The 20,735-nt window shown below is 68.1% G+C and carries 19 protein-coding genes; 14 read left to right on the forward strand and 5 right to left on the reverse strand.

Annotation, left to right across the window (positions count from 1 at the left end):
- Positions 1-36 precede the first annotated feature (36 nt).
- Entirely contained in the window at positions 37-1,584 is a 1,548-nt protein-coding gene (locus AAHM44_RS19280) for a S1C family serine protease (protein ID WP_269572887.1), read from the forward strand.
- A gap of 107 nt (positions 1,585-1,691) precedes the next feature.
- Here the strand turns inward: AAHM44_RS19280 and AAHM44_RS19285 are convergent, their stop codons facing one another.
- Entirely contained in the window at positions 1,692-2,159 is a 468-nt protein-coding gene (locus AAHM44_RS19285) for a DUF1203 domain-containing protein (RefSeq protein ID WP_342250998.1), read from the reverse strand.
- Complete coding sequence (gene ada, locus AAHM44_RS19290; RefSeq protein ID WP_269572889.1) at positions 2,156-3,193, reverse strand: bifunctional DNA-binding transcriptional regulator/O6-methylguanine-DNA methyltransferase Ada; 1,038 nt, start codon at positions 3,191-3,193, stop codon at positions 2,156-2,158. The genes AAHM44_RS19285 and ada overlap by 4 nt, the downstream gene beginning before the upstream one ends.
- Positions 3,194-3,483: 290 nt before the next feature.
- Between ada and AAHM44_RS19295 the strand changes: the two genes are divergently transcribed.
- Positions 3,484-4,734 (forward strand): MFS transporter, encoded by a 1,251-nt coding sequence (locus AAHM44_RS19295; RefSeq protein ID WP_269572890.1) that lies wholly within the window; start codon positions 3,484-3,486, stop codon positions 4,732-4,734.
- Complete coding sequence (locus tag AAHM44_RS19300) at positions 4,731-6,353, forward strand: glycoside hydrolase family 43 protein (RefSeq protein WP_342250999.1); 1,623 nt, start codon at positions 4,731-4,733, stop codon at positions 6,351-6,353. The genes AAHM44_RS19295 and AAHM44_RS19300 overlap by 4 nt, the downstream gene beginning before the upstream one ends.
- On the opposite strand, the gene AAHM44_RS19305 is transcribed toward AAHM44_RS19300, so the two are convergent.
- The gene (locus tag AAHM44_RS19305) at positions 6,325-6,759 is read right to left on the reverse strand and encodes a PilZ domain-containing protein (protein WP_269572892.1); all 435 of its coding nucleotides are present in this window, start codon (positions 6,757-6,759) and stop codon (positions 6,325-6,327) included. The genes AAHM44_RS19300 and AAHM44_RS19305 overlap by 29 nt on opposite strands.
- Before the next feature lie 174 nt (positions 6,760-6,933).
- Here AAHM44_RS19305 and AAHM44_RS19310 point away from each other — a divergent pair, with 174 nt between their 5' ends.
- Both AAHM44_RS19310 and AAHM44_RS19315 read left to right on the forward strand, forming a co-directional pair.
- Positions 6,934-8,430, forward strand: a complete 1,497-nt coding sequence (locus AAHM44_RS19310) for a hypothetical protein (protein ID WP_269572893.1) — start codon at positions 6,934-6,936, stop codon at positions 8,428-8,430.
- A 259-nt stretch (positions 8,431-8,689) separates the two neighbouring features.
- Positions 8,690-10,216, forward strand: a complete 1,527-nt coding sequence (locus tag AAHM44_RS19315; RefSeq protein ID WP_342251000.1) for a DEAD/DEAH box helicase — start codon at positions 8,690-8,692, stop codon at positions 10,214-10,216.
- A 103-nt stretch (positions 10,217-10,319) separates the two neighbouring features.
- Here the strand turns inward: AAHM44_RS19315 and AAHM44_RS19320 are convergent, their stop codons facing one another.
- Entirely contained in the window at positions 10,320-11,234 is a 915-nt protein-coding gene (locus AAHM44_RS19320) for a hypothetical protein (RefSeq protein WP_342251001.1), read from the reverse strand.
- Between the two features lie 268 nt (positions 11,235-11,502).
- Between AAHM44_RS19320 and AAHM44_RS19325 the strand changes: the two genes are divergently transcribed.
- From AAHM44_RS19325 to AAHM44_RS19360, 8 genes are all read left to right on the forward strand, one after another.
- Positions 11,503-12,057 (forward strand): F0F1 ATP synthase subunit delta, encoded by a 555-nt coding sequence (locus AAHM44_RS19325; RefSeq protein WP_269572896.1) that lies wholly within the window; start codon positions 11,503-11,505, stop codon positions 12,055-12,057.
- A gap of 11 nt (positions 12,058-12,068) precedes the next feature.
- On the forward strand, positions 12,069-13,598 hold the full coding sequence (gene atpA, locus AAHM44_RS19330) for a F0F1 ATP synthase subunit alpha (protein ID WP_342251002.1): 1,530 nt from the start codon (positions 12,069-12,071) through the stop codon (positions 13,596-13,598).
- Positions 13,599-13,608: 10 nt separating this feature from the next.
- On the forward strand, positions 13,609-14,229 hold the full coding sequence (locus AAHM44_RS19335; RefSeq protein ID WP_342251003.1) for a LysE family translocator: 621 nt from the start codon (positions 13,609-13,611) through the stop codon (positions 14,227-14,229).
- A complete protein-coding gene (locus AAHM44_RS19340; protein ID WP_342251004.1) occupies positions 14,230-15,111 on the forward strand; it encodes a F0F1 ATP synthase subunit gamma in 882 nt (293 codons plus the stop codon). It begins immediately after the preceding gene.
- A complete protein-coding gene (locus tag AAHM44_RS19345) occupies positions 15,111-15,749 on the forward strand; it encodes a hypothetical protein (protein ID WP_342251005.1) in 639 nt (212 codons plus the stop codon). Before AAHM44_RS19340 ends, AAHM44_RS19345 begins: the two co-directional genes overlap by 1 nt.
- A 1-nt stretch (position 15,750) precedes the next feature.
- Positions 15,751-17,277, forward strand: a complete 1,527-nt coding sequence (gene atpD, locus AAHM44_RS19350; RefSeq protein WP_269572899.1) for a F0F1 ATP synthase subunit beta — start codon at positions 15,751-15,753, stop codon at positions 17,275-17,277.
- A gap of 129 nt (positions 17,278-17,406) precedes the next feature.
- The gene (locus AAHM44_RS19355; protein WP_116840035.1) at positions 17,407-17,661 is read left to right on the forward strand and encodes an ATP synthase F1 subunit epsilon; all 255 of its coding nucleotides are present in this window, start codon (positions 17,407-17,409) and stop codon (positions 17,659-17,661) included.
- Between the two features lie 215 nt (positions 17,662-17,876).
- Positions 17,877-19,412, forward strand: coding sequence for a hypothetical protein (locus AAHM44_RS19360; RefSeq protein WP_342251006.1), 1,536 nt, complete (start codon positions 17,877-17,879; stop codon positions 19,410-19,412).
- A gap of 3 nt (positions 19,413-19,415) precedes the next feature.
- Here AAHM44_RS19360 and AAHM44_RS19365 read toward each other — a convergent pair whose 3' ends face one another.
- Positions 19,416-19,850, reverse strand: coding sequence for a DUF6265 family protein (locus AAHM44_RS19365; RefSeq protein WP_342251007.1), 435 nt, complete (start codon positions 19,848-19,850; stop codon positions 19,416-19,418).
- A gap of 82 nt (positions 19,851-19,932) precedes the next feature.
- On the opposite strand from AAHM44_RS19365, the gene AAHM44_RS19370 reads away from it, so the two are divergent.
- The gene (locus tag AAHM44_RS19370) at positions 19,933-20,640 is read left to right on the forward strand and encodes an AraC family transcriptional regulator (RefSeq protein ID WP_342251008.1); all 708 of its coding nucleotides are present in this window, start codon (positions 19,933-19,935) and stop codon (positions 20,638-20,640) included.
- The last annotated feature ends 95 nt before the right edge of the window (positions 20,641-20,735 follow it).

Raw genomic sequence — 20,735 nt, forward strand, 5'->3', positions numbered from 1 at the left:
AGCTGCCGGCCAGAAACAAAGGGTTCGGGTTCGATGATGCGTCGGTTGCTTCTGGTCGTGGCGCTGCTCTTCGCATGGGCGGGGCCCGCGCACGCCGACGACATCTCCGCCTCGGCGCGCGGCGTGGTGCGCATCGTCACTATCGCGGTGGTCGATGACGAGGTGGTCGGCTTCGGCCATGGCAGCGGCTTCGCGGTGGCGCCCAACAGGGTGGTCACCAACGCGCATGTCGTCGAGCTTGCCTCGCGCTATCCCGACAATGTCGTGATCGGCGTCGTCCCGTCCGAGGGCGACAAGTCCTACCAGGGCAAGGTGATCAAGATCGACCAGGCGCGCGACCTTGCGCTGATCGAGTTCACCGGCGTGCGCCTGCCGCCGCTCACCCTGTTCACCGGCAAGATCGCCGATGGCGACGCGCTGGTTGCGCTCGGCTATCCGGGCAATGTCGATGTCGCCACCGCGCGTTCGGCCGCCGACTTCATCAAGCCGCAATCGCCGGTGCGCTCGCAGGGCGGATTCGCGGGACTGCGCCAGTTGAGCGGCGTGAGCGTGCTGCTCCACACCGCCAGCATCGCGCGCGGCAATTCGGGCGGTCCGCTGCTCGACCGCTGCGGCCGCGTGCTCGGCGTCAATTCGGCGATCACGCATAATGACGAAGGCGATTCGACCTTTGCCTTCGCCATCGCGGACAGCGAGCTTGCCGCGTTCCTGGCGGAGGCGAAGCAGCCGGTAGCGACCATCGAAATGCCCTGCACCTCGGTCGAGGAGCAGATGGCGCAGGAGCGCAGCGCCGACGACAAGGCGCGGCTGGCAGCCGACGAGACCTCGCGCGCCGATGCCGCCCGGGCCGAGGCGGAACGGGACGATGCGATCGCGCGGGCGCGCAACCGCGCCGAGACCACGCGCGAGAACTACATGGCCGGCGCCGCGGTGCTGCTCGTCCTCGGCGCGCTTGCCGTGGGCGGCGCCGGATTGCTGCTCTCGCGCGAGCGCAAGCGCGAGGCGATCTGGGTCGCGGCGGGCGGCGGCGTGCTGATGCTGGGCGCGGTGGCGCTGTTCCTCAGCCGGCCGGGCTTCGACGAAGCGTCGGTAGTGCCGGTGCCCAAGGCGGCGGCAGCGGCGGGCGCGGCGACCGCGGCGGCGCAAGGCAAGCTGGTCTGCACCCTGGTGCCCGAACGCAGCCGAGTGATCGTCTCCGCCACCGACAATGTCGATCTCGATGTCGGCAAGGACGGCTGCATCAACAGCCGCACCCAATATGCCGAGGCCGGCACGCACTGGCAGCGCATCCTGGTGCCGGACCAGGAAGCCAATGTCTCGGTGCTCGACTTCGATCCCGCCACGGGCACCTATACCAATACCCGCTACCTGCTCTCCTCCGAGCAGATGAAGCAGGCGCGGGCGCTGCGTAAGGGCGTGCCGCTGAAGGAATGCTCGTCCGACCAGGCCAAGCGCGCCGAGCTGGCGACGCAGCAGCAGAACATCCGCACCGCGCTGCCGGCGGTCTACAACGAGAAGCTGGTATACAAGTGCGCGGCTTCGGGCGGGGCCCCGGCCGCAGCCGCGACGCCGGCGGCGAAGTAACTTCCGTCACCCCGGCCTTGCGCCGGGATCCCGCTTCTTCCTCCACGAGACAAGTGCAGCGGGACCCCTGCGCAAGGCCGGGGTGCCGAGGGAATGGGCCTACTGGATCAGGCCCGATCCACCCGCGCGGCGAAGCAGCCGCGCTTCGCATTGTGGACATGCAGATAATCGACCGCCGGATCGGCGAACATCCGCGCGATCAGCGGCTCGAGCGCATTGCCCTCGACCACGTCGGCATCGGTCATCATCCCCGCGCCGTCGAACGCGCGGACCGAGAGCAGGCGGATCGCCAACGGCTCGGGCATCCGGTTCTCGAACCGGGCCGGCACCTCGGCGCCTTCGCGCACGAAGATCGCATGCGCGCTGCGATAGGGTGAGGCGACGGGCAGATGCGCGTGGTTGACCAGCAGTACGGTCTCGCCCGGATCGACATCGACCAGCTCGACCCGGCACGGCGCATCGGGCTTCTTCTCGACCGTGAAGCGCACCACCTGCTCGGCGGCAAGCGCCTCGTCCGTCATGCCGTACAGCCGGCGGAAGGGCGCAGGGTCGATCCCCTGGATCACGTAGTTCATTCGTCGCCTCCCTCGCGCCGGAGCAGCGCGCGCTTGCGATCGACGCCGTACGCATAGCCGCCCATGCTGCCGTCCGAGCGCAGCGCGCGGTGGCAGGGGATGATCACCGGCACGTGATTGGCGCCGCAGGCGGTGCCCGCCGCGCGCACCGCGCCCGGGCTGCCGGCCGCCGCCGCGAGCTGGGCATAGCTGCGCGTCTCGCCCGGCGGGATCGCCCGCAGCGCCTGCCACACCGCTTCCTGGAAAGCGGTGCCCTGCACGTCGAGCGGCAGGTCGGTATCGCGCCCGGGGCTCTCGACCTCGGCAACCACCCGCGCGGCTAATGCGGAGAGCGCGGCGCCGCCCTGGACGATCTCCGCCGCCGGGAAGCGCGTCGCGAGATCGAGCGCATTCTCCTCGAACGCGACCCGGCACAGCCCCTTGTCGGTCGCCGCGATCAGCAGCGGCCCCAGGCTGGTCTCGGCGAGCGCCCAGCGAATCGTCACGCCGGCACCACCGCGCTTCCACACGCTGGGGCTCATGCCCAGCCGGGCATTGGCGGTCTCGTAGAAGCGGCTCGGCGCCGAATAGCCGGCCTCGTAGATCGCCTCGGTGACGCTGCCTTCGTCCAGCGCCGCCGCCGCCCGCTTCGCCTTGAGGCCGCGGGCATAGGCAGCAGGAGTCACGCCGGTGGCGCGCTTGAACAGCCGGTGGAAATGATGCGGCGCATAGCCGACCGCCGTCGCGATCGCGTCGAGCGAGACATTCTCCTCGGCCGCCTCGATCAGCGCGACTGCACGCGCCACCGCCACCCGGTCGCGCCCCACCTCATCTGGCTTGCAGCGCAGGCAAGCGCGATAGCCGGCCGCCCGCGCTGCCTCGGCATCGTCGAAGAACTCGACATGCTCGCGCTTGGGCCGCCGCGCCGGGCAGGTCGGCTTGCAATAGATGCGGGTGGTGGTGACCGCGACGATCAGCCGCCCCTCGAATGCGCGGTCGCGCGCTTCGAAGGCGGCCCAGGCCGCGTCTTCGGGAAGGGAGAGAGAGTGGGGCATGGGAGTGATATAGGCTTCTATCCCCTGCCCCACATCCCGGCGTTTGCGGTCAAAGCTAAACCGCAAGCTCCCCTCCCTGAAAGGGAGGGGTCGGGGGTGGGTATTTGCGTGCGATGCGGTGCGGTCAAACGGTCGGCCACAGTATCGCCATGCCTCCACCCACCCCCAGCCCCTCCCTTCCAGGAAAGAGAGCAAGAATAACTCATACAATAAGCCTCTTGCCCTGCCCGGCCAAACCCGCCACCGTTAGCGCTAACGGGCGCGACCCCGACGCCCGCAAGGGAGAGGCCATGTCCTTCTGGCGACGCACGCGCGCCCTGCGCTGGTGGATCATCGCGATCGTGATGCTGGGCACGATCGTGAACTATCTCACCCGATCGACCCTCGCGGTCGCGGCGCCCGTGTTCATGCCCGATCTCGGCATCGACGAGCATCAGTACAGCTGGATCACCGCCGCCTTTCAGGCCGGCGTCATGCTCCAGCCGGTGGTCGGCTATATCCTCGACACCATCGGGCTGCGCACCGGCCTCGCCATCTTCGCGAGCTGCTGGGGGCTGCTGACCATGGCGCACGGCCTCGCCTTCAACTGGCAGATGCTGTTCGGGCTGCGCGGCGCGCTGGGCTTTGCCGAGGGCACTTCGCACACCGGCGGGCTCAAGGTCGTCTCGGAATGGTTTCCGGCGAAGGAGCGTGGCCTTGCCGGCGGCGTCTACAATCTCGGCGCCTCGGCCGGATCCGCGCTCGCCGCACCCCTGGTCGCCTGGTCGATCTGGATGTGGAACTGGCGCGCGGCCTTTGTCGTCGCCGGCGCGATGGCGCTGCTCTGGGTGCTGTTGTGGCTGCGCTTCTACCGCAGTCCCGCCGAGCATCCCGACATCAGCGAAGAGGAGCGCGCCCATATCCTCGCCGGCCAGGAAGCCCATATCCAGGCTGCCGGCGCACGCCCCTCGATCGGATCGATCCTGCGCCAGCGCAACTTCTGGGGCATCGCGATCCCGCGCTTCCTGGCGGATCCGACCTGGGGCACGCTCACCTTCTGGCTGCCGCTCTATCTGGTGAAGATCCGCCATTTCGACCTGGCCGAGATCGCGCTCAGCGCCTTCCTGCCCTTTGTCGCCGCCGATCTCGGCTGCCTGTTCGGCCCTACTTTGGTGCTGTGGCTTCAGCGCCGAGGGATCAACCTGATCGACGCACGCCGCTGGACCTTCACGCTGGGCGCGGTGCTGATGACCGGCATGATGTTCGTCGGCTTTGTCGAGAATGCCTGGGCGGCGGTGGCGCTGCTCTGCCTCGGCGGCTTCGCGCACCAGACCCTGTCGGTCACCGTCATCACCATGGCCAGCGACCTGTTCCGCCGCGACGAGCTCGGCACCGTGGCGGGCATGGCGGGCACCTGCGCCAATGCCTCGATCCTGATCTTCTCGCTGCTGATGGGCAGCCTCGTCGCCTCGATCGGCTATAACCCCTTCTTCATCGCGCTCGGTCTGCTCGACCTGATCGCCGCCGCCGTGCTCTGGACGCTCGTACGAAAGCCCGCATGACCCGCAATCCCATCCTGCCCGGCTTCAATCCCGATCCCTCGATCGTCCGCGTCGACGAGGATTACTACATCGCCACGTCCACCTTCGAGTGGTTCCCCGGCGTGCAGATCCACCACAGCCGCGACCTCGCCAACTGGACTTTGGTCGCCCGGCCGCTCAACCGCGCGAGCCAGCTCGACATGCGCGGCGACCCGGACAGCTGCGGCGTGTGGGCGCCCTGCCTCTCTCACGACGGCGCGCGCTTCCACCTGATCTACACCGATGTGAAACGCTATGGCCGCACCACGGTCGGCGGCGCATCGGGCGCGTCCCTGCGCGACTTTCACAATTACCTCGTCACCTGCGAGACCATCGACGGCGACTGGTCCGATCCGATCCATCTGAACAGCAGCGGCTTCGACCCCTCGCTCTTCCATGATGAGAATGGGCGGAAGTGGCTGCTCAACATGCTGTGGGACCACCGCCCGGGCCGCAACCGCTTCGCCGGGATCGTCGCGCAGGAATATTCGCCGGCCGAGCAGCGCCTGATCGGCGAGCGGGTCAACATCTTCCCCGGCACCCCGCTCGGCCTCACCGAGGCACCGCATCTCTACCAGCGCGACGGCTGGTATTATCTGCTGACCGCGGAGGGTGGCACCGGCTGGAACCATGCCGTGACCATGGCGCGCTCGCGCAGCCTCACCGGCCCGTACGAGCTGCACCCCGACACTTACATCCTGAGCAGCCGCACCCGCCCCGATGCACCGCTCCAGCGCGCCGGCCATGCCGATCTGGTCGAGACGCCCGAGGGCGAGCCCTGGCTGGTCTATCTCTGCGGCCGGCCGCTCCCCAATCGCGGGCGCTGCGTGCTGGGCCGCGAGACCGCGATCCAGCCGATGCGCTGGGCCGAGGATGGCTGGCTCTACACCACCGGCGATCCCGGCATGCCGATGCTCGAAGTGCCCGGCCCCGAAGGCAGAGCACCAGTCGATATCCGCGACGATTTCGACAGCACGGCTCTGCCGATCGACTTCCAGTGGCTGCGCACGCCCGAGCCCGAGACGATCTTCAGCCTCGCCGCCCGGCCCGGCCATCTTCGGCTATATGGCCGCGAGACGATCGGCAGCCTGTTCACCCAAGCGCTGGTCGCGCGGCGGCAACAGGCCTTTTGCTATTCGGCAAGCTGCACGCTCGATTATGCCCCGCGCCATTTCCAGCAGGCCGCCGGGCTGGTCGCCTGGTACAATGCGTCCAAATTCCACTACCTCCATGTCAGCCGGGACGAGGAAGTCGGCCGCCATATCCGGGTGATGTCGGCGCTGCCCGATTCACCCCAGGCCGACGCGTTCACCGCACCCATCGCGATCCCGGAGGGCCCGATCGAGCTGCGCGTCGAAGTCGATTGCGAACGGCTGCGCTTCGCCTGGCGCGTGCCCGGCGACGCGTGGAACTGGCTCCCGGAACAGTTCGACGCCTCGATCCTCTCGGACGAAGCGAGCGCGCCGGGTCAGCCCAATTTCACCGGGGCCTTTGTCGGCATGGCATGCCAGGACCTGTCCGGCGCGGGGCTCCACGCGGACTTCGACTGGTTCAGCTATCGGGAGCGGGAGTTCAGTCCTCGCGGACCGGACGGCGCATAAGCCGGCGCAGCGGCGGGATCGTCGGTTTCGTGCCCGGCTTGCCGGTGCCGAAACGCGCGGCGAGCGCAGCCGAGAGATCGGCCAGGATATGCTCCTGCCCGCGGAACGCATGCGCGATCTCTTCCTCGGTCAGCGCCTTCATGAACGCGCAGCCATAGGTGTTGCCCGAGCGGCGCACGATCTTGGCGGCGCGCGATCCGGCACCCGACAGGCCGAGCGAGACGAGCGTACCCACCGGCAGGTCAAGCTCGGAGCCGAAGCGGAAGCCCGTGCGCGAGAAATCCTCGACCTGCACGTCGATCGGCGCGCCATCGGGGGTGCGCAGGGTCGAGGGCGAATCCGCATCGAAACGGATCGCGCCGCGGCGGTCGATATCTCCGAGGATCTCAAGCTTGGCGACGAGCAATTTTGGGCTCCATGGTTGGCGCACCGAGCCTAGCCGGAGAGGCGTTAACGAGAGCTTTGCGGATCCGGCGATCCGGGCTAGTTCCACCGCCACAGGGATGTTTCTGCGTCGAAACACGATCGTTACAACTGAAACGGTGAGTTAATGACGCAAGACACCTATTGGGCGCGGGCCATGTCCGCATCCCTCCCCCTGCTCCGCTTCCCGCGCCCGGCTTCGCGCAGCGCGCCTTTCCTCTTCCCTCTTGCCCTGGCCGCCTGTGGCGGCAGCGCCGGCGCACCCGGGCCCGCACCCACGCCAACCGCGACCCCCAGCCCGGCGCCCACGCCAACACCCAGCCCTACGCCAACCTCCACCCCGATCCCGCAGCCGCCCCGGGGGCCGCTCGCCGAGCGCATCACCGCCGCGCGCGCCGAAATGCAGGCGGACACCTGCTTCCAGGGCGGCGTCACCACCGGGTGCAGTTTCACCGACCAGCCCTATCGCCCGGGCGACTTCGCCATGGACCCGAATAGCAACGAGGCCGTGCTGGTCGTCGACGACTTCCCGCGCCTGCCCGGCGCGGCGATCCGCTTCCGCAAGCGGATCAAGAACTATTACCGGTTCGGCACCGCCGGCGCGCTGGCCAACGCCACCTCGACCTGGCGCGTGCCGACTTCGCTGTGGAAGGCGCTCGATCGCTTCGCCTATCCGGAATATGACCCCACCGAGCAACTGCGCGCCGTCGCCGAGATGGCCTATCGCATGTATCCGGGACTCAACCTCGACAATACCGGGCATGGCGCCACCGTCTTCCGCCTGATCGCCGACACCAATCCGGCCCAGCCGCTGGTGCTGCTCGACAAGATCGACCTGGTCGATGTCGCCCGAGCCGATTATTGCGACATCTCGGGCAGTGCCGCGGTGCAGACGCGCCTCACCGCCGCCGCGCAGACCACCGCGGACAATCTCGTTGCGATGATGCGCGCCAACAATGTCCGCTACGTCAATTACAGCGCGGGCCACAGCTACGAGGTGATCCGCGACAGCTGGACCACCGATTGCGGCACCGCCGCGCCTGGTGAAGCGGTGCTGCGCGACAAGCTGGCCGCCTATGCCCCCATCTACGCCGCGCTGTTCAGCACGCCCGGCGTGATGACCGCCCATGCGGCGGTGGAGAATGACGGGCTCGTCAACGCGCCCTATGACCAGAAGATCGCGCAATATTACAACCGCCTGCGCGCGGGCTATTTCGCCGTGCTCGATTCCAACCTCGACGAGGTCGGGCGCGGCGGGATCGGCGGCTTCCCGATCTGGCCGGCGCGGGCCGATGCGGACGTGTTCCTCAACACCGGCGTCGAGCCCCAGCGCCCCTTCCAGTGGAATACCACCCCGCTGCTCCAGCTGGACGGCTTCGGCCTGGCGCTTGAGCCGATCACCACGCCCACCACCTCCTGGGTCACGCCGTTGCTGCTCGCCCGGCTGATCAACATCCGCTTCGGCACTTTCCCCACCCGAAGCTTCGACGATGCGCTGATCGCCGACATCTTCGACAAGGTGACCCCGACGAGCTGCCCGACCCAGATGAACGGTCGCTGCGCCTATCAGGATCCCGCGCTCCACGGCCAGCTCGAGGCGGTCCGCCTCGGCTATCGCCCCCGCGAATATCCGGGACCGGTGATCGGGAACTGACCCTTCCGATCACCCGGCACGGGCGGCGTGCCCCGACGCCGTCCGTGCCACTTCCTTGACGGAAACCGATTTCATCGCCATATGCGCCGCCAACGAGGCGTTATGGCAGCGTGATCGGGCATGCGGGGAAACCCCAAGGGCCCAGGCTCCGTCTCGATTGTTTCCACGGCTTCCCTAGTCACGCGGGTCGTCATTTTTGACCCCGCCTTCGCACCTGGAGTCCGTCCGGCGTGCGCCGGCCGTATGCACAGGATATTCAATGCAGTTCAATGAACTCGGTCTCTCGGAGACCGTTCTCGCCGCGCTTGCCGCCAAGGGCTATAGCGAGGCGACGCCGATCCAGGCCAAGTCGATCCCGTCGCTGCTCGAAGGGCGCGACCTGCTCGGCATCGCCCAGACCGGCACCGGCAAGACCGCCGCTTTCATGCTTCCCTCGATCGACCGTCTGGTCGCCAGCGGCAAGCGCGCCCAGCCGCGCGGCTGCCGCATGCTCGTGCTCGCCCCCACCCGCGAGCTCGCCAGCCAGATCGCCGACCAGGCCCGCCATTATTCGAAGGGCACGCGACTGAGCGTCGCCACCATCTTCGGCGGCACTTCGATCCACAAGAACAAGACCGACCTCGCCAAGGGCGTCGACATCCTTGTCGCCACCCCGGGCCGCCTCGTCGACCTGATGGACCAGTGCTACGCGATCCTGATGGGCCTCGAGATCTTCGTGCTCGACGAAGCCGACCAGATGATGGACCTCGGCTTCATCCACGCGCTCAAGCGCATCGTCCGCGAGCTGCCCGCCAAGCGGCAGTCGCTGTTCTTCTCGGCGACCATGCCGAAGACGATCCGCGAGCTCGCCGGCCAGTTCATCAAGGAACCGGTCGAAGTGAAGGTCACCCCCGAGGCGACCACCGCCGAGCGCGTCGACCAGAGCGTGACCTTTGTCCAGCAGGCGGAGAAGCAGGCGCTGCTCACCATGATGCTGCGCGATACCGAGATCGATCGCGCGCTGGTGTTCACCCGCACCAAGCACGGCGCCGACCGCGTCGTCCGTCTGCTCGCGGGCAACGGCATCGCCGCCAACGCGATCCATGGCAACAAGAGCCAGCCGCAGCGCGAGCGCGCGCTCGGCGAGTTCCGCGCCGGCAAGGTGAAGATCCTGGTCGCCACCGACATCGCCGCGCGCGGCATCGACGTGTCGGGCGTCAGCCACGTCTTCAACTTCGAGCTGCCGAACGTGGCGGACCAGTATGTCCACCGCATCGGCCGCACCGCGCGCGCCGGCAATGACGGCGAGGCGATCAGCTTCTGCGCCGATGACGAGCGCCCCTATCTGCGCGACATCGAGCGGCTGATCCGCCAGAAGCTCAGCGTCGTGCCGCTGCCCGAGGGCTTCGTCGCCGCCGCCGAGAAGATCAAGACCAGCCGCGTCAATGTCGCGCCCAGCCGCGACGAGCAGAATGGCCGCAACGGTCGCGCGATGCAGCGCGACGGTCGCCGTCCGGGTGGCCCGCCGCAGCGCGGTCGCCCCGGCGGCCAGCGTGACGATCGCGCACGTGGCGACCAGCCGCGCCGCGACGGCCATGCCCCGCGTCCGGAAGCCGCCGGCGCCGCCGCAGGCGAGCCGCGTCCGCGCCGCTTCGACGCGCAGCCGCAGGGCGAGCAGCCCCGCAACTATGCCCGTCCCAAGCGCAAGTGGCAGCCCCGCCCGACCGGTAGCGGCGGCGGCCAGCGCCAGGGTAGCCAGGGCGGCGGTGGCCGTCAGGGCGGCCAGGGTGGCAATCGCGGGCGCTGATCCCGCAGCCTGCCACAAAACACACAGGAAAGGCCGGGCCGCAACGCCTGGCCTTTTCTTTTGGCTCCGGCTTTCGCCGGCGAATGACTAGTATCGATACGTCCTAGCGCCGCCGCGCCCGGATCGCCGCGTCTTCCTTGCCCGCGATCAGCCGCATCGCCCGGTCGGCACCGACGCCGCCTTCGGCCGCGCCGGCACGCTGGGCCGCATGGTAGAGCTGCAGCGCGCGCGGATAGTCGCCCGCCTGCTCGGCGCACAGCCCGCGATTGAAGGTGAGCGAGGGATTGCCCGGCAGCTCGCCGGCCATCGCCTCCCAGCCGTCGCACGCCCCGCGCACGTCGCGCTTGGTGAGCTTCACCAGGTCCTTGAACCGCTTCGCCTGATCCTTGCTCATCCCCTTGTCGCTCTCGCGCACCCGGATGTCATAGGTCGAAATGGTCGGCGCGATATCCTCGCGCACCGCATAGCCCAGGTTGCGCACGCCGTCGGCGATCACGTCCTCCACCGGCGCCGGGCGGTCGTTCTTGCCCTCGCACCAGCTGCTTTCCTGGCTGAACGGCTTGGTCGCCGAATAGACGATCCGGCCGTCGCGGTTGCGCACGATGCGCAGGTCGGCCTTCAGGCTGACGATCCGGCGGCGGCAGCGCAGCTCGACCTCTTCCTCGCGGATGCACTTCTTCTGGTCGGCGCTGTCCTTCTCGACGCAGCGCTTCTCGCGCCGCTTGAAGGGCTGCTCGTCCACACCGGTGGTGATGCCGCCGGTCAGCGAACCCTCGGCATTGCCCTGGCCGGTATAGCCGCCCATCAGGTCGAAATGCGTGCCCGACAGGCCCTGCTCGATCGCGCGCGCCAGCGCCGAACCGTCCTGGCCGCCGATCCGGTCGATCGAAAGCGAGCGCAGCAGGCTGGCCTCGCGGCTAGGCGCGGCGAACTCGCCGGTGATCTTCAGCACTTCGGCATGCGCGATGCCCGCGACGAGAGCGGCGAGCACGACGCCGCCAAGAATCCGCTTGTTCATTTCCCCAACCCTTCCCCCAAAAGGATGATGGGGTCATCGTTTACCATATGAAACGATTCGGTCCACGCGCGCTTTTGCCGCCGGTGGGAGAGTCTTCCACGAGAGCGAATCGGACTCGGGTTGCATCCCCGTGACACCGATGCTAACCGCGCCGCGACCCATAGGGGGCCGTATGGGGTTGCCACCGGAGTAATACTTTGGTGGAGCCGGAAATCGGCCCCCAATTCATATGGGCAGTAACCCGAACCTCCGAGAGGAACCGAAACGCGTGGAGAATTCCGCCGGTATCCAGGCAAGCCTAAGCGGACGCTACGCTACCGCCCTGTTCGAGCTCGCGCGTGATTCGAAGGCCCTGGCCAAGGTCGAGGACAGCCTCGCCACCGTCGCCAAGGCACTTGCCGAATCGGCCGACTTCAAGGCGCTGACCGCCAGCCCGCTGATCTCGCGCGGCGATGCCGCCAGGGCGGTTGCCGCCGTCGCCAAGAGCCTGAAGCTCGACGGCACCACCGCGAACTTCCTGGGCGTGCTCGCCGAGAATCGTCGCCTGGGCCAGCTCCCGGCGATCATCCGCGCGTTCCGTCAGCTCGCAGCCGCGCATCGCGGCGAGACGACCGCGCTGGTCACCTCCGCCCATCCGCTTTCCGCCGATCAGGTCGACGCGCTCAAGCAGCAGCTGCGCACCCGCATCGGCCGGGAAGTGGCCGTCGACCTTTCGGTCGATCCCTCGCTCCTTGGCGGGCTGGTCGTGAAGATCGGCAGCCAGATGATCGATAGCTCGATCAAGACCCGACTGAACTCCCTCGCGCACGCGATGAAAGGCTGAAGGCTAAGACAATGGATATCCGCGCCGCAGAAATCTCGAAGGTCATCAAGGACCAGATCGCCAATTTCGGCACCGAGGCCCAGGTTTCGGAAACCGGCCAGGTGCTCAGCGTCGGTGACGGCATCGCGCGCATCCACGGTCTGGACAATGTCCAGGCCGGCGAGATGGTCGAGTTCGCCAATGGCGTGCAGGGCATGGCGCTCAACCTCGAAGCCGACAATGTCGGCGTCGTGATCTTCGGCTCGGACGCCGAAATCCGCGAGGGCGACACCGTCAAGCGCACCGGCACCATCGTGGACGTTCCCGTCGGCAAGGGCCTGCTCGGCCGCGTCGTCGATGGCCTCGGCAACCCGATCGACGGCAAGGGCCCGATCGTCGCCGAGAAGCGCAGCCGCGTCGAAGTGAAGGCGCCGGGCATCATCCCGCGCAAGTCGGTGCACGAGCCGGTGCAGACCGGCCTCAAGGCGATCGACGCGCTCGTGCCCGTCGGCCGTGGCCAGCGCGAGCTGATCATCGGCGACCGTCAGACCGGCAAGTCGGCCGTCGCGATCGACACCTTCATCAACCAGAAGACCGTCAACGCCGGCACCGACGAGAGCAAGAAGCTCTACTGCGTGTACGTCGCCGTCGGCCAGAAGCGCTCGACCGTCGCGCAGCTGGTGCGCACGCTCGAAGAGAATGGCGCGATGGAATATTCCATCGTCGTCGCCGCGACCGCTTCGGACCCCGCGCCGCTGCAGTTCCTCGCGCCGTACACCGGCACCGCGATGGGCGAGTATTTCCGTGACAACGGCATGCACGCGCTGATCGTGTTCGACGATCTGTCGAAGCAGGCCGTCGCCTATCGCCAGATGTCGCTGCTGCTCCGCCGTCCGCCGGGCCGCGAAGCTTATCCGGGCGACGTGTTCTATCTTCACAGCCGCCTGCTCGAGCGCGCTGCCAAGCTCAATGACGCCAATGGCAACGGCTCGCTCACCGCGCTGCCGATCATCGAGACCCAGGCGGGCGACGTGTCGGCCTATATTCCGACCAACGTGATCTCGATCACCGACGGCCAGATCTTCCTCGAGACCGACCTGTTCTTCGCGGGCATCCGCCCGGCGATCAACGTGGGTCTGTCGGTGTCGCGCGTCGGTTCGTCGGCGCAGACCAAGGCGATGAAGAAGGTCGCCGGCTCGATCAAGCTCGAGCTCGCCCAGTATCGCGAAATGGCTGCGTTCGCGCAGTTCGGCTCGGACCTCGACGCCTCGACCCAGAAGCTGCTCAACCGCGGCGCGCGCCTGACCGAGCTGCTCAAGCAGCCGCAGTTCTCGCCGCTGCCGTTCGAGGAGCAGACCGCGTCGATCTACGCCGGCACCCAGGGCTTCCTGGATGCCGTCGCGGTGCAGGACGTGGTGCGCTACGAAGCGGCGATGCTCGCCGACCTTCGCGCGAACCATGCCGATGTCCTTACCACGATCCGCGACACCAAGGATCTGGGCGACGAAGTGAAGGCGAAGCTGAAGGCCGCGCTCGAAGCGTTCGCCAAGACCTTCGCCTGATCCGCAGTCGATGGCCGACCACTCCCTCCTCGCGTGGACGCTGCTGAGCGTCGGCCTTGTGCTGACGCCCGGCCCGGACACGATGCTCGTCGCGGGTCACGCGGCGCGCGGAGGCGTGCGGGCGGGTCTGGCAGCAGTGTCCGGGGTTGCCCTGGGCGGGCTGTGGTACATGGCGCTGTGCGGCTTCGGCTTCCTCGCCGTGCTCACGGTCTTCCCGGCGCTGTTCACGGTGGTGAAGACCGCCGGTGCGATCTACCTCGCCTGGCTCGGCTACAAGCTGATCCGCGGCGCGGTGCGCTCGGCACCGGCCGCCACCACTGCGGCGCCGGCGCTTGGCAAGCCCTTCTGGCAGGGCCTGCTCACCACCGCGCTCAACCCCAAGGTCGCCTTGTTCTTCCTCGCGATCCTGCCGCAGTTCGTCGGCACCGGTCCGGAGGCGCCGCTCAAGGGCGCGCTGCTGATCGCGGTGCCCTATGTGCTCGGCGCCTTCTGGCTCGCCGGTGTAGCATTCGTCGCTGCCCGCGCGGGCCGTGCCGCCAAGCAGAGCAGCGCGATGCGCTGGATCGAAGGCGTTCTCGGCGTCGCATTTGTTGGTCTCGCGGGCCGTCTGGCCCTTGCTCGGAATACCTAAATGGCAAGCCTCAAGGCACTCAAGATCCGGATCAACTCGGTCAAGTCGACCCAGAAGATCACCAAGGCGATGAAGATGGTCGCCGCCGCCAAGCTGCGCCGCGCGCAGGAAGCGGCCGAGGCCGGGCGCCCCTATGCCCAGCGTCTCGAAGGCGTCGTCGCCAGCCTCGCCTCGAAGGTGACGCTGAGCGAGAGCTCGCCCAAGCTGCTCGCCGGCACCGGCAAGGATGACGTTCACCTGCTCGTCGTCGCCACCAGCGACAAGGGCCTGGCCGGCGCGTTCAACACCAACATCGCCCGCCTCGCCCGCCGTCATGCCGAAAGCCTGATGGCGCAGGGCAAGACGGTGAAGATCTACACGATCGGCCGCAAGGGCCGCGCGCCGCTCAACCGCCTGTTCCCGAAGCACATCGTGCATTCGGTCGAGCCCGGCGATCTCGGCAAGCTGACCTTCGCCGATGCGCGCGCCTTCGCCAACGACATCATCGCCCGCTACGAGGCCGGTGAGTTCGACGTGGCGACGCTCTTCTATTCGAACTTCAAGTCGGTGCTTACCCAGGAGCCGACCGCGCAGCAGATCGTGCCGGTCGCGATCCCGCAGGGCGAGGCCCAGGCCGTGTCGAGCGGCGCCGCCGTCACCTATGAGCCGGATGAGGAATCGATCCTCGCCGACCTGCTGCCGCGCAACGTCGCGATCCAGCTTTACCGCGCGATCCGCGAGAACGCCGCGTCGGAGCAGGGTTCGAAGATGACCGCGATGGACAACGCCACGCGCAACGCCGGCGACCTGATCAAGCGCCTGAACACCCAGTATAACCGCCAGCGCCAGGCTGCGATCACCACCGAGCTGGTCGAGATCATCTCGGGCGCCGAAGCCCTCTGATGCGCTTCGCGGCTCCCTTCCTGCTGATCGTGGCTGCGGCCCCGCTCGCGGGCTGCGGGGCTGCGCATGATCCGGCGCTCAACGAGCAGCAGGCGGCTGCCGCGCAGAACCGCGCGCCCGACCGTGACAAGGTGATGGCCGATCGCTGGAGCGGCATCTTCACCAATCCGGCCGCCGTGGTCGCCGCCGCCAACGATTTCGGCTTCAAGGCCGAAGGCTATAGGGCATCGGGCAAGGGCTATGCCGCCACCGGCAAGGTCACCTGGCCCGAAAAGCCCAACGGCATCGCCGTCGAGAGTGTCTTCGAGGCGACCGGCCCCGCGGCCGACAGGATCGAGACCGTCCGCTTCACCTTCGACGTGAAGCATGACGCGAAGCCCGGGGAGCGCGCCCGCGATTCCTATGGCTATGTCCGCCGCATCGTCCTCGGCTTCCTGTCGCGCTTCGAAGTCGGCCCGGGCGACACGATCAACGGCGCGCTCCAGCGCCGCGAATCGGCGAAGGACGTCCAGCACGGCGTCTCGATCGTCGTCGATGCCAACCCGATCAGCGGCGGCAACGCCAAGGATCGCCACATCACCGTGACTTTCACCCGCGTCGGGGCTAGTGCCCCCGCCAATCAGACCCAAGGAAAGTAAGATGGCCACCGCAGCCCCGACCGCAGAGAAGCCCGCGCGCAAGCCGCGCGCCGCGAAGCCCAAGGCCGACGCTCCGGCCACTGCGCCGACGACGACCAACAATGTTGGCCGCATCAGCCAGGTGATCGGCGCCGTCGTCGACGTCGCCTTCGAAGGCGAGCTGCCGGCGATCCTCTCGGCGCTCGAGACCGACAACAACGGCAACAAGCTCGTCCTCGAGGTTGCGCAGCACCTCGGCGAGAACACCGTCCGCACGATCGCCATGGACGCGACCGAGGGCCTGACCCGCGGCCAGACCGTGACCGACACCGGCGCGCAGATCTCCGTGCCCGTCGGCCCGGCGACGCTCGGCCGCATCCTCAACGTCGTCGGCGAGCCGATCGACGAGCGCGGCCCGGTCGCCACCGACCTGCGCGCGCCGATCCACGCCGAGGCCCCGCTGTTCGTCGATCAGTCGACCGAGAGCGCGATCCTCGTCACCGGCATCAAGGTCATCGACCTGCTCGCGCCGTACGCGAAGGGCGGCAAGATCGGCCTGTTCGGCGGCGCTGGCGTGGGCAAGACCGTGCTCATCCAGGAGCTGATCAACAACATCGCCAAGGGCCATGGCGGCACCTCGGTGTTCGCCGGCGTGGGCGAGCGTACCCGTGAGGGCAACGATCTCTATCACGAGTTCCTCGACGCGAACGTGATCGCCAAGGATGCCGACGGCAACGCCATCAGCGAAGGTTCGAAGGTCGCCCTGGTTTATGGCCAGATGAACGAGCCGCCGGGCGCCCGCGCCCGCGTCGCGCTCTCGGGCCTGACGATCGCCGAATATTTCCGCGACGTCGAAGGCCAGGACGTGCTGTTCTTCGTCGACAACATCTTCCGCTTCACCCAGGCGGGCGCCGAAGTGTCGGCACTGCTCGGCCGTATTCCTTCGGCCGTGGGCTACCAGCCGACCCTGTCGACCGACATGGGCGCGCTGCAGGAGCGCATCACCTCGACCAACAAGGGCTCGATCACTTCGGTGCAGGCCGTGTACGTTCCCGCGGACGATCTTACCGATCCGGCCCCGGCAACCTCGTTCGCCCACCTCGACGCGACGACCGTGCTCAACCGCGCGATCTCGGAGCTCGGCATCTATCCGGCGGTGGATCCGCTGGACTCGACCAGCCGCGTTCTCGAGCCGCGCGTCGTCGGCCAGGAGCATTACGAGACCGCCCGTGCGGTCCAGTCGATCCTGCAGAAGTACAAGTCGCTGCAGGACATCATCGCCATCCTCGGCATGGACGAGCTGAGCGAAGAAGATAAGCTGACCGTCTCGCGCGCCCGCAAGATCCAGCGCTTCCTCTCGCAGCCCTTCCACGTCGCCGAAGTGTTCACCGGCATCCCCGGCGCCTTCGTGCAGATCGAGGACACGATCCGCTCGTTCAAGGCGGTGGTGAACGGCGAGTATGACCACCTGCCGGAAGCAGCCTTCTACATGGTCGGTGGCATCGACGACGCCATCGCCAAGGGCAAGAAGCTGGCCGAAGAGGCGTAAGCCAAATCTAGCCCCTCCCCCTCGGGGGAGGGGTTGGGGTGGGGCCTGTCCGCGGGCTCCGGTCTCGGTGAGACTCCTGCCCCACCCCCGACCTCTCCCCTGAAGGGGAGGGGCTTTGAGAGAAAAGCAATGTCCCTGCACTTCGAACTCGTGACCCCCGAAAAGCTCCTCCGCTCGGAGGAAGTGCACATGGTCGTCGTCCCCGGCACCGAGGGCGATTTCGGCGTGCTCGAAGGCCATGCCCCGCTGATGTCGACCATCCGCGACGGCAATCTCGAGATCTACAAGGCCGGCGCGACCACGCCGGAGACGATCCGCATCGAAGGCGGGTTCGCCGAAGTGAACGAGAAGGGCCTGACGGTCCTCGCCGAAAAGGCCGGCTAAGGCCGCCCCGAAACTCGCCCGCCCGAATGGGCAGGGCTGGACAAGGCCGGGCGCAATGCCCGGCCTTTTCTGTTTTCGGTGTCCGCCGTGAATCAGAATCCCGGATGCTGCCTTCGCCGCCCGATGTGCCCCGGCGCCCCCTGTCCATCGCCCGTCCCCTCCGGTAACCATTTCTTCTCGCATGACCGCTAGCCCGGCATCCGGGGGGAGGAACGATGGCAACATCCGCAGCGCCGCAGGCAGCCTTGCCCACCGGATCGACCCGCCTCGGCGACCGCACCGTTGCTCCCGGCATATTGGTCGCGCTGCTCGGCGGGTGGCTCGCCCTCGACAATATCCTGCTCTGGCGCTTCCTCGGCCTGATCTCGACCGGGGTCACCGCGTTGCTGGCCCTGCTCGTCGCCGGTCTGGTCATCTGGATCGCAAGGCGGGTGCCCGATCGCGGCAACGGTCCGACCCTGCGCCTGCTCGCCTTCTGCGCCGGCATCGCGCTGGTCGTCTTCCTCCTCGGCGGCGAGGGGCGCTTCTTCTACGCCACCACCGACTGGCAGGTGCGCGGCGCGGTGCTGCGCGACATGGCGCTCAATCCCTGGCCCTTCGTCTATGATGTCGCCCCCTCGCCGCAGATGCTGCGCGCGCCGCTCGGCATGTATCTGGCGCCCGCGGCGGTCGGCCGGGTCGGAGGCCAATATGCCGCGGAGTTGGCGCTGCTCGTCCAGAACAGCCTGATCCTCGCCGCGATCCTCGCGCTCGGCGCCACGCTCTTCTCCACCACCCGCGCCCGCGTGATCGCGCTGACGATCCTGATCGGCTTCAGCGGACTCGACGCGATGGGCCAGGTCCTGGCGGGCCAGCCGATCAGCTGGAATGCCGAGCGCTGGAGCGTCGCGGTCTATTCCTCGCATATCAGCCAGCTGTTCTGGACGCCGCCGCACTGCCTGGCCGGCTGGATCGGCGCGCTGCTCTATCTGCTCTGGCGCGACAACCGGCTCACGCTCGCCGGCTTCCTTACCCCGCTGCCCTTGCTCGCCCTCTGGTCGCCGCTGTCGCTGATCGGCCTGATGCCGTTTGCCGCTCATGCCGGCATCGAGGCGCTTCGCAAGGGGAGCCTGAACCCTGCTGCAGTGATCGCCCCCGCCGCGGCGACCCTGATGGCGATCCCCGCCCTGCTCTATCTGGCCACGGGCAGCGACGCGGTCGGCGGCAGTGCGGCGGCGCTGCCGCTCCACCAATATATCGTGTTCGAGATCTGCGAGGTCGGCCTCTATCTGCTGCCGCTCTGGTTCATCGGCCGCAATGCGCGTTTCGGTGGGGCAACGCTGGCGATCGTCACGCTGGTGCTGCTGGTGGTTCCCTATGGCCAGGTCGGCCAGTCGAACGACTTCACCATGCGCGCGTCGATCCCCGCTCTGGTGGTGCTCGCGTTCGCGGTAGCCGACCAGCTGGTCAAGGCGCCGTCACCGGGCAAGCGGCTGTGGTGGAACCTGCTGGTCGCATCGCTCGCGATCGGGGCGATCACTCCGGCCTTCGAGATCTGGCGCGCCGTCACCCTGCCGCGCGCGCCGCATATCCGTTGCAGTTATTTCGGCGTCGTGCCCGGCGGCTACATGACCTATGTCGCGCCGCTCTCCCGCGCACCTTCGCTGATCGCCCCGCGCGATCCGGCAAGGTTCCGCCCGGATGACCGCCAGCCCTGCTGGGACGGCCCCTGGCCCGGGCCCCAGCTGTTCATCGCGCCCGAGCGGCACTGATCGCTATCTGGTGACCCGGCGATACGCCCAGCGCATCGGCTTGCTGCCATCGGCCAGCGAGATCTCCGCCATCAGCATCTCGCCTTCGCGCCAGTAGCGGATGCGCTGGGGGTAATCATGCGCGGTATCGAGGAACTCCACGCTTTGCGCCCCGATCCCGCCGGGCTTCACCTTGAAATCGGCCGGCGCCTGGCCCGCAGGCTCGGCATGGAATACCAGCGCGTCGCCGGCCCCCTCGATCCGCATCGTCTCGCGCTGCTCGCCCTTGGGCGAGGTGATTACCGTCTCGCCGCGCAGCACGCCGTCGGCGCCGCCCGGCTGCCAGGTCTCGCACGTCATCCGGCCGTTCCGCGGCTCGGTGCACCACTTTCCGATCAGCCAGTCGAACGACTCCGGAGACAGGCCGATGCCCGCAAGCAGCATGAGGTTGGCAATCATCGTCGATTCTCTCGTTTGCACCAGCCGATAGCCCCGCGCGCCGACACTGGCTTGAACCGACACGACATGCGAGGCTGGCGCAATGGACTATGCCGAGCTGCCCCTGCCGCCCGCGCTGGACGGGCTGGTCGCCTCGGTCTGGACGCTGGCCGCCAGCCAGCCCGGCTGGGTCGAGCATGAGGCAACGCCCGACGGCTGCATCGAGCTGATCCACCGCTATGCCGGCCGCTCGACCTGGCGGCGCGACCAGCCCGGATATTTCGCCACCGGCCTTTCACCGCATCCGATCCGCTTCGGTTTCAGCGGCGATGCCCGTTTCACCGCGATCAAGCTCTGGCCCTGGGCCTGGCACACGCTGGGCGGCGCACCCTGCCCCGGCTTCGCCGATGACTGGATCGCGCTCGCGCCGGGTTCGACGCTCGCCGCCTTGCTGGAAGGCGACCCGGTCGCCAATCTTGCCCGGGCGCTGGCCGGCACAACGCCGCCGCCGCTCGCCCGGGCGATCCTTGCATCGCGCGGCGTCGGCGAGATTACCGCCCGTACCGGCCTGCCCCCGCGCCAGCTCCAGCGCATCTTCGCGCGCGAGCTGGGTATGGCCCCGCGCACCTATCTGCGCCTGCTCCGCTTCCGTGCGGCCTTGCGGGACGTCCAGCAGGCCGGGGACAATCTCGCCGATACCGCTGCCGCGCGCGGCTATGCGGATCAGGCGCACATGGCCCGCGACTTCCGCGAACTCGCCGGCGTGCCGCCCAGCGGGGCCCGCACCCGCGCCCGGGGACCATTCCTTTAACCCCGCACGTTTACCCGCAGGAGCAATCCGTAACTGCGCGGCGGTGATCGGGTTAGGTAAATATCAAGCCTTGGCCGGTAACACTCTGCCGTCGA

Origin of the sequence: Sphingomonas sp. OTU376 (assembly GCF_038440415.1) — a bacterium.
In the GTDB taxonomy this organism is placed as follows: Bacteria; Pseudomonadota; Alphaproteobacteria; order Sphingomonadales; family Sphingomonadaceae; genus Sphingomonas; species Sphingomonas kyeonggiensis_A.

What these genes read in the sequence shown, in the direction of transcription:
- atpD (WP_269572899.1), top strand. Translation starts at nt 15,751, where the DNA reads ATGGCCACCGCAGCCCCGACCGCAGAGAAGCCCGCGCGCAAGCCGCGC.
- AAHM44_RS19280 (WP_269572887.1), top strand. Translation starts at nt 37, where the DNA reads ATGCGTCGGTTGCTTCTGGTCGTGGCGCTGCTCTTCGCATGGGCGGGG.
- AAHM44_RS19360 (WP_342251006.1), top strand. Translation starts at nt 17,877, where the DNA reads ATGGCAACATCCGCAGCGCCGCAGGCAGCCTTGCCCACCGGATCGACC.
- atpA (WP_342251002.1), top strand. Translation starts at nt 12,069, where the DNA reads ATGGATATCCGCGCCGCAGAAATCTCGAAGGTCATCAAGGACCAGATC.
- AAHM44_RS19315 (WP_342251000.1), top strand. Translation starts at nt 8,690, where the DNA reads ATGCAGTTCAATGAACTCGGTCTCTCGGAGACCGTTCTCGCCGCGCTT.
- AAHM44_RS19370 (WP_342251008.1), top strand. Translation starts at nt 19,933, where the DNA reads ATGGACTATGCCGAGCTGCCCCTGCCGCCCGCGCTGGACGGGCTGGTC.
- ada (WP_269572889.1), bottom strand. Translation starts at nt 3,193, where the DNA reads ATGCCCCACTCTCTCTCCCTTCCCGAAGACGCGGCCTGGGCCGCCTTC.
- AAHM44_RS19340 (WP_342251004.1), top strand. Translation starts at nt 14,230, where the DNA reads ATGGCAAGCCTCAAGGCACTCAAGATCCGGATCAACTCGGTCAAGTCG.
- AAHM44_RS19320 (WP_342251001.1), bottom strand. Translation starts at nt 11,234, where the DNA reads ATGAACAAGCGGATTCTTGGCGGCGTCGTGCTCGCCGCTCTCGTCGCG.
- AAHM44_RS19355 (WP_116840035.1), top strand. Translation starts at nt 17,407, where the DNA reads ATGTCCCTGCACTTCGAACTCGTGACCCCCGAAAAGCTCCTCCGCTCG.
- AAHM44_RS19335 (WP_342251003.1), top strand. Translation starts at nt 13,609, where the DNA reads ATGGCCGACCACTCCCTCCTCGCGTGGACGCTGCTGAGCGTCGGCCTT.
- AAHM44_RS19310 (WP_269572893.1), top strand. Translation starts at nt 6,934, where the DNA reads ATGTCCGCATCCCTCCCCCTGCTCCGCTTCCCGCGCCCGGCTTCGCGC.
- AAHM44_RS19285 (WP_342250998.1), bottom strand. Translation starts at nt 2,159, where the DNA reads ATGAACTACGTGATCCAGGGGATCGACCCTGCGCCCTTCCGCCGGCTG.
- AAHM44_RS19345 (WP_342251005.1), top strand. Translation starts at nt 15,111, where the DNA reads ATGCGCTTCGCGGCTCCCTTCCTGCTGATCGTGGCTGCGGCCCCGCTC.
- AAHM44_RS19365 (WP_342251007.1), bottom strand. Translation starts at nt 19,850, where the DNA reads ATGATTGCCAACCTCATGCTGCTTGCGGGCATCGGCCTGTCTCCGGAG.
- AAHM44_RS19295 (WP_269572890.1), top strand. Translation starts at nt 3,484, where the DNA reads ATGTCCTTCTGGCGACGCACGCGCGCCCTGCGCTGGTGGATCATCGCG.
- AAHM44_RS19300 (WP_342250999.1), top strand. Translation starts at nt 4,731, where the DNA reads ATGACCCGCAATCCCATCCTGCCCGGCTTCAATCCCGATCCCTCGATC.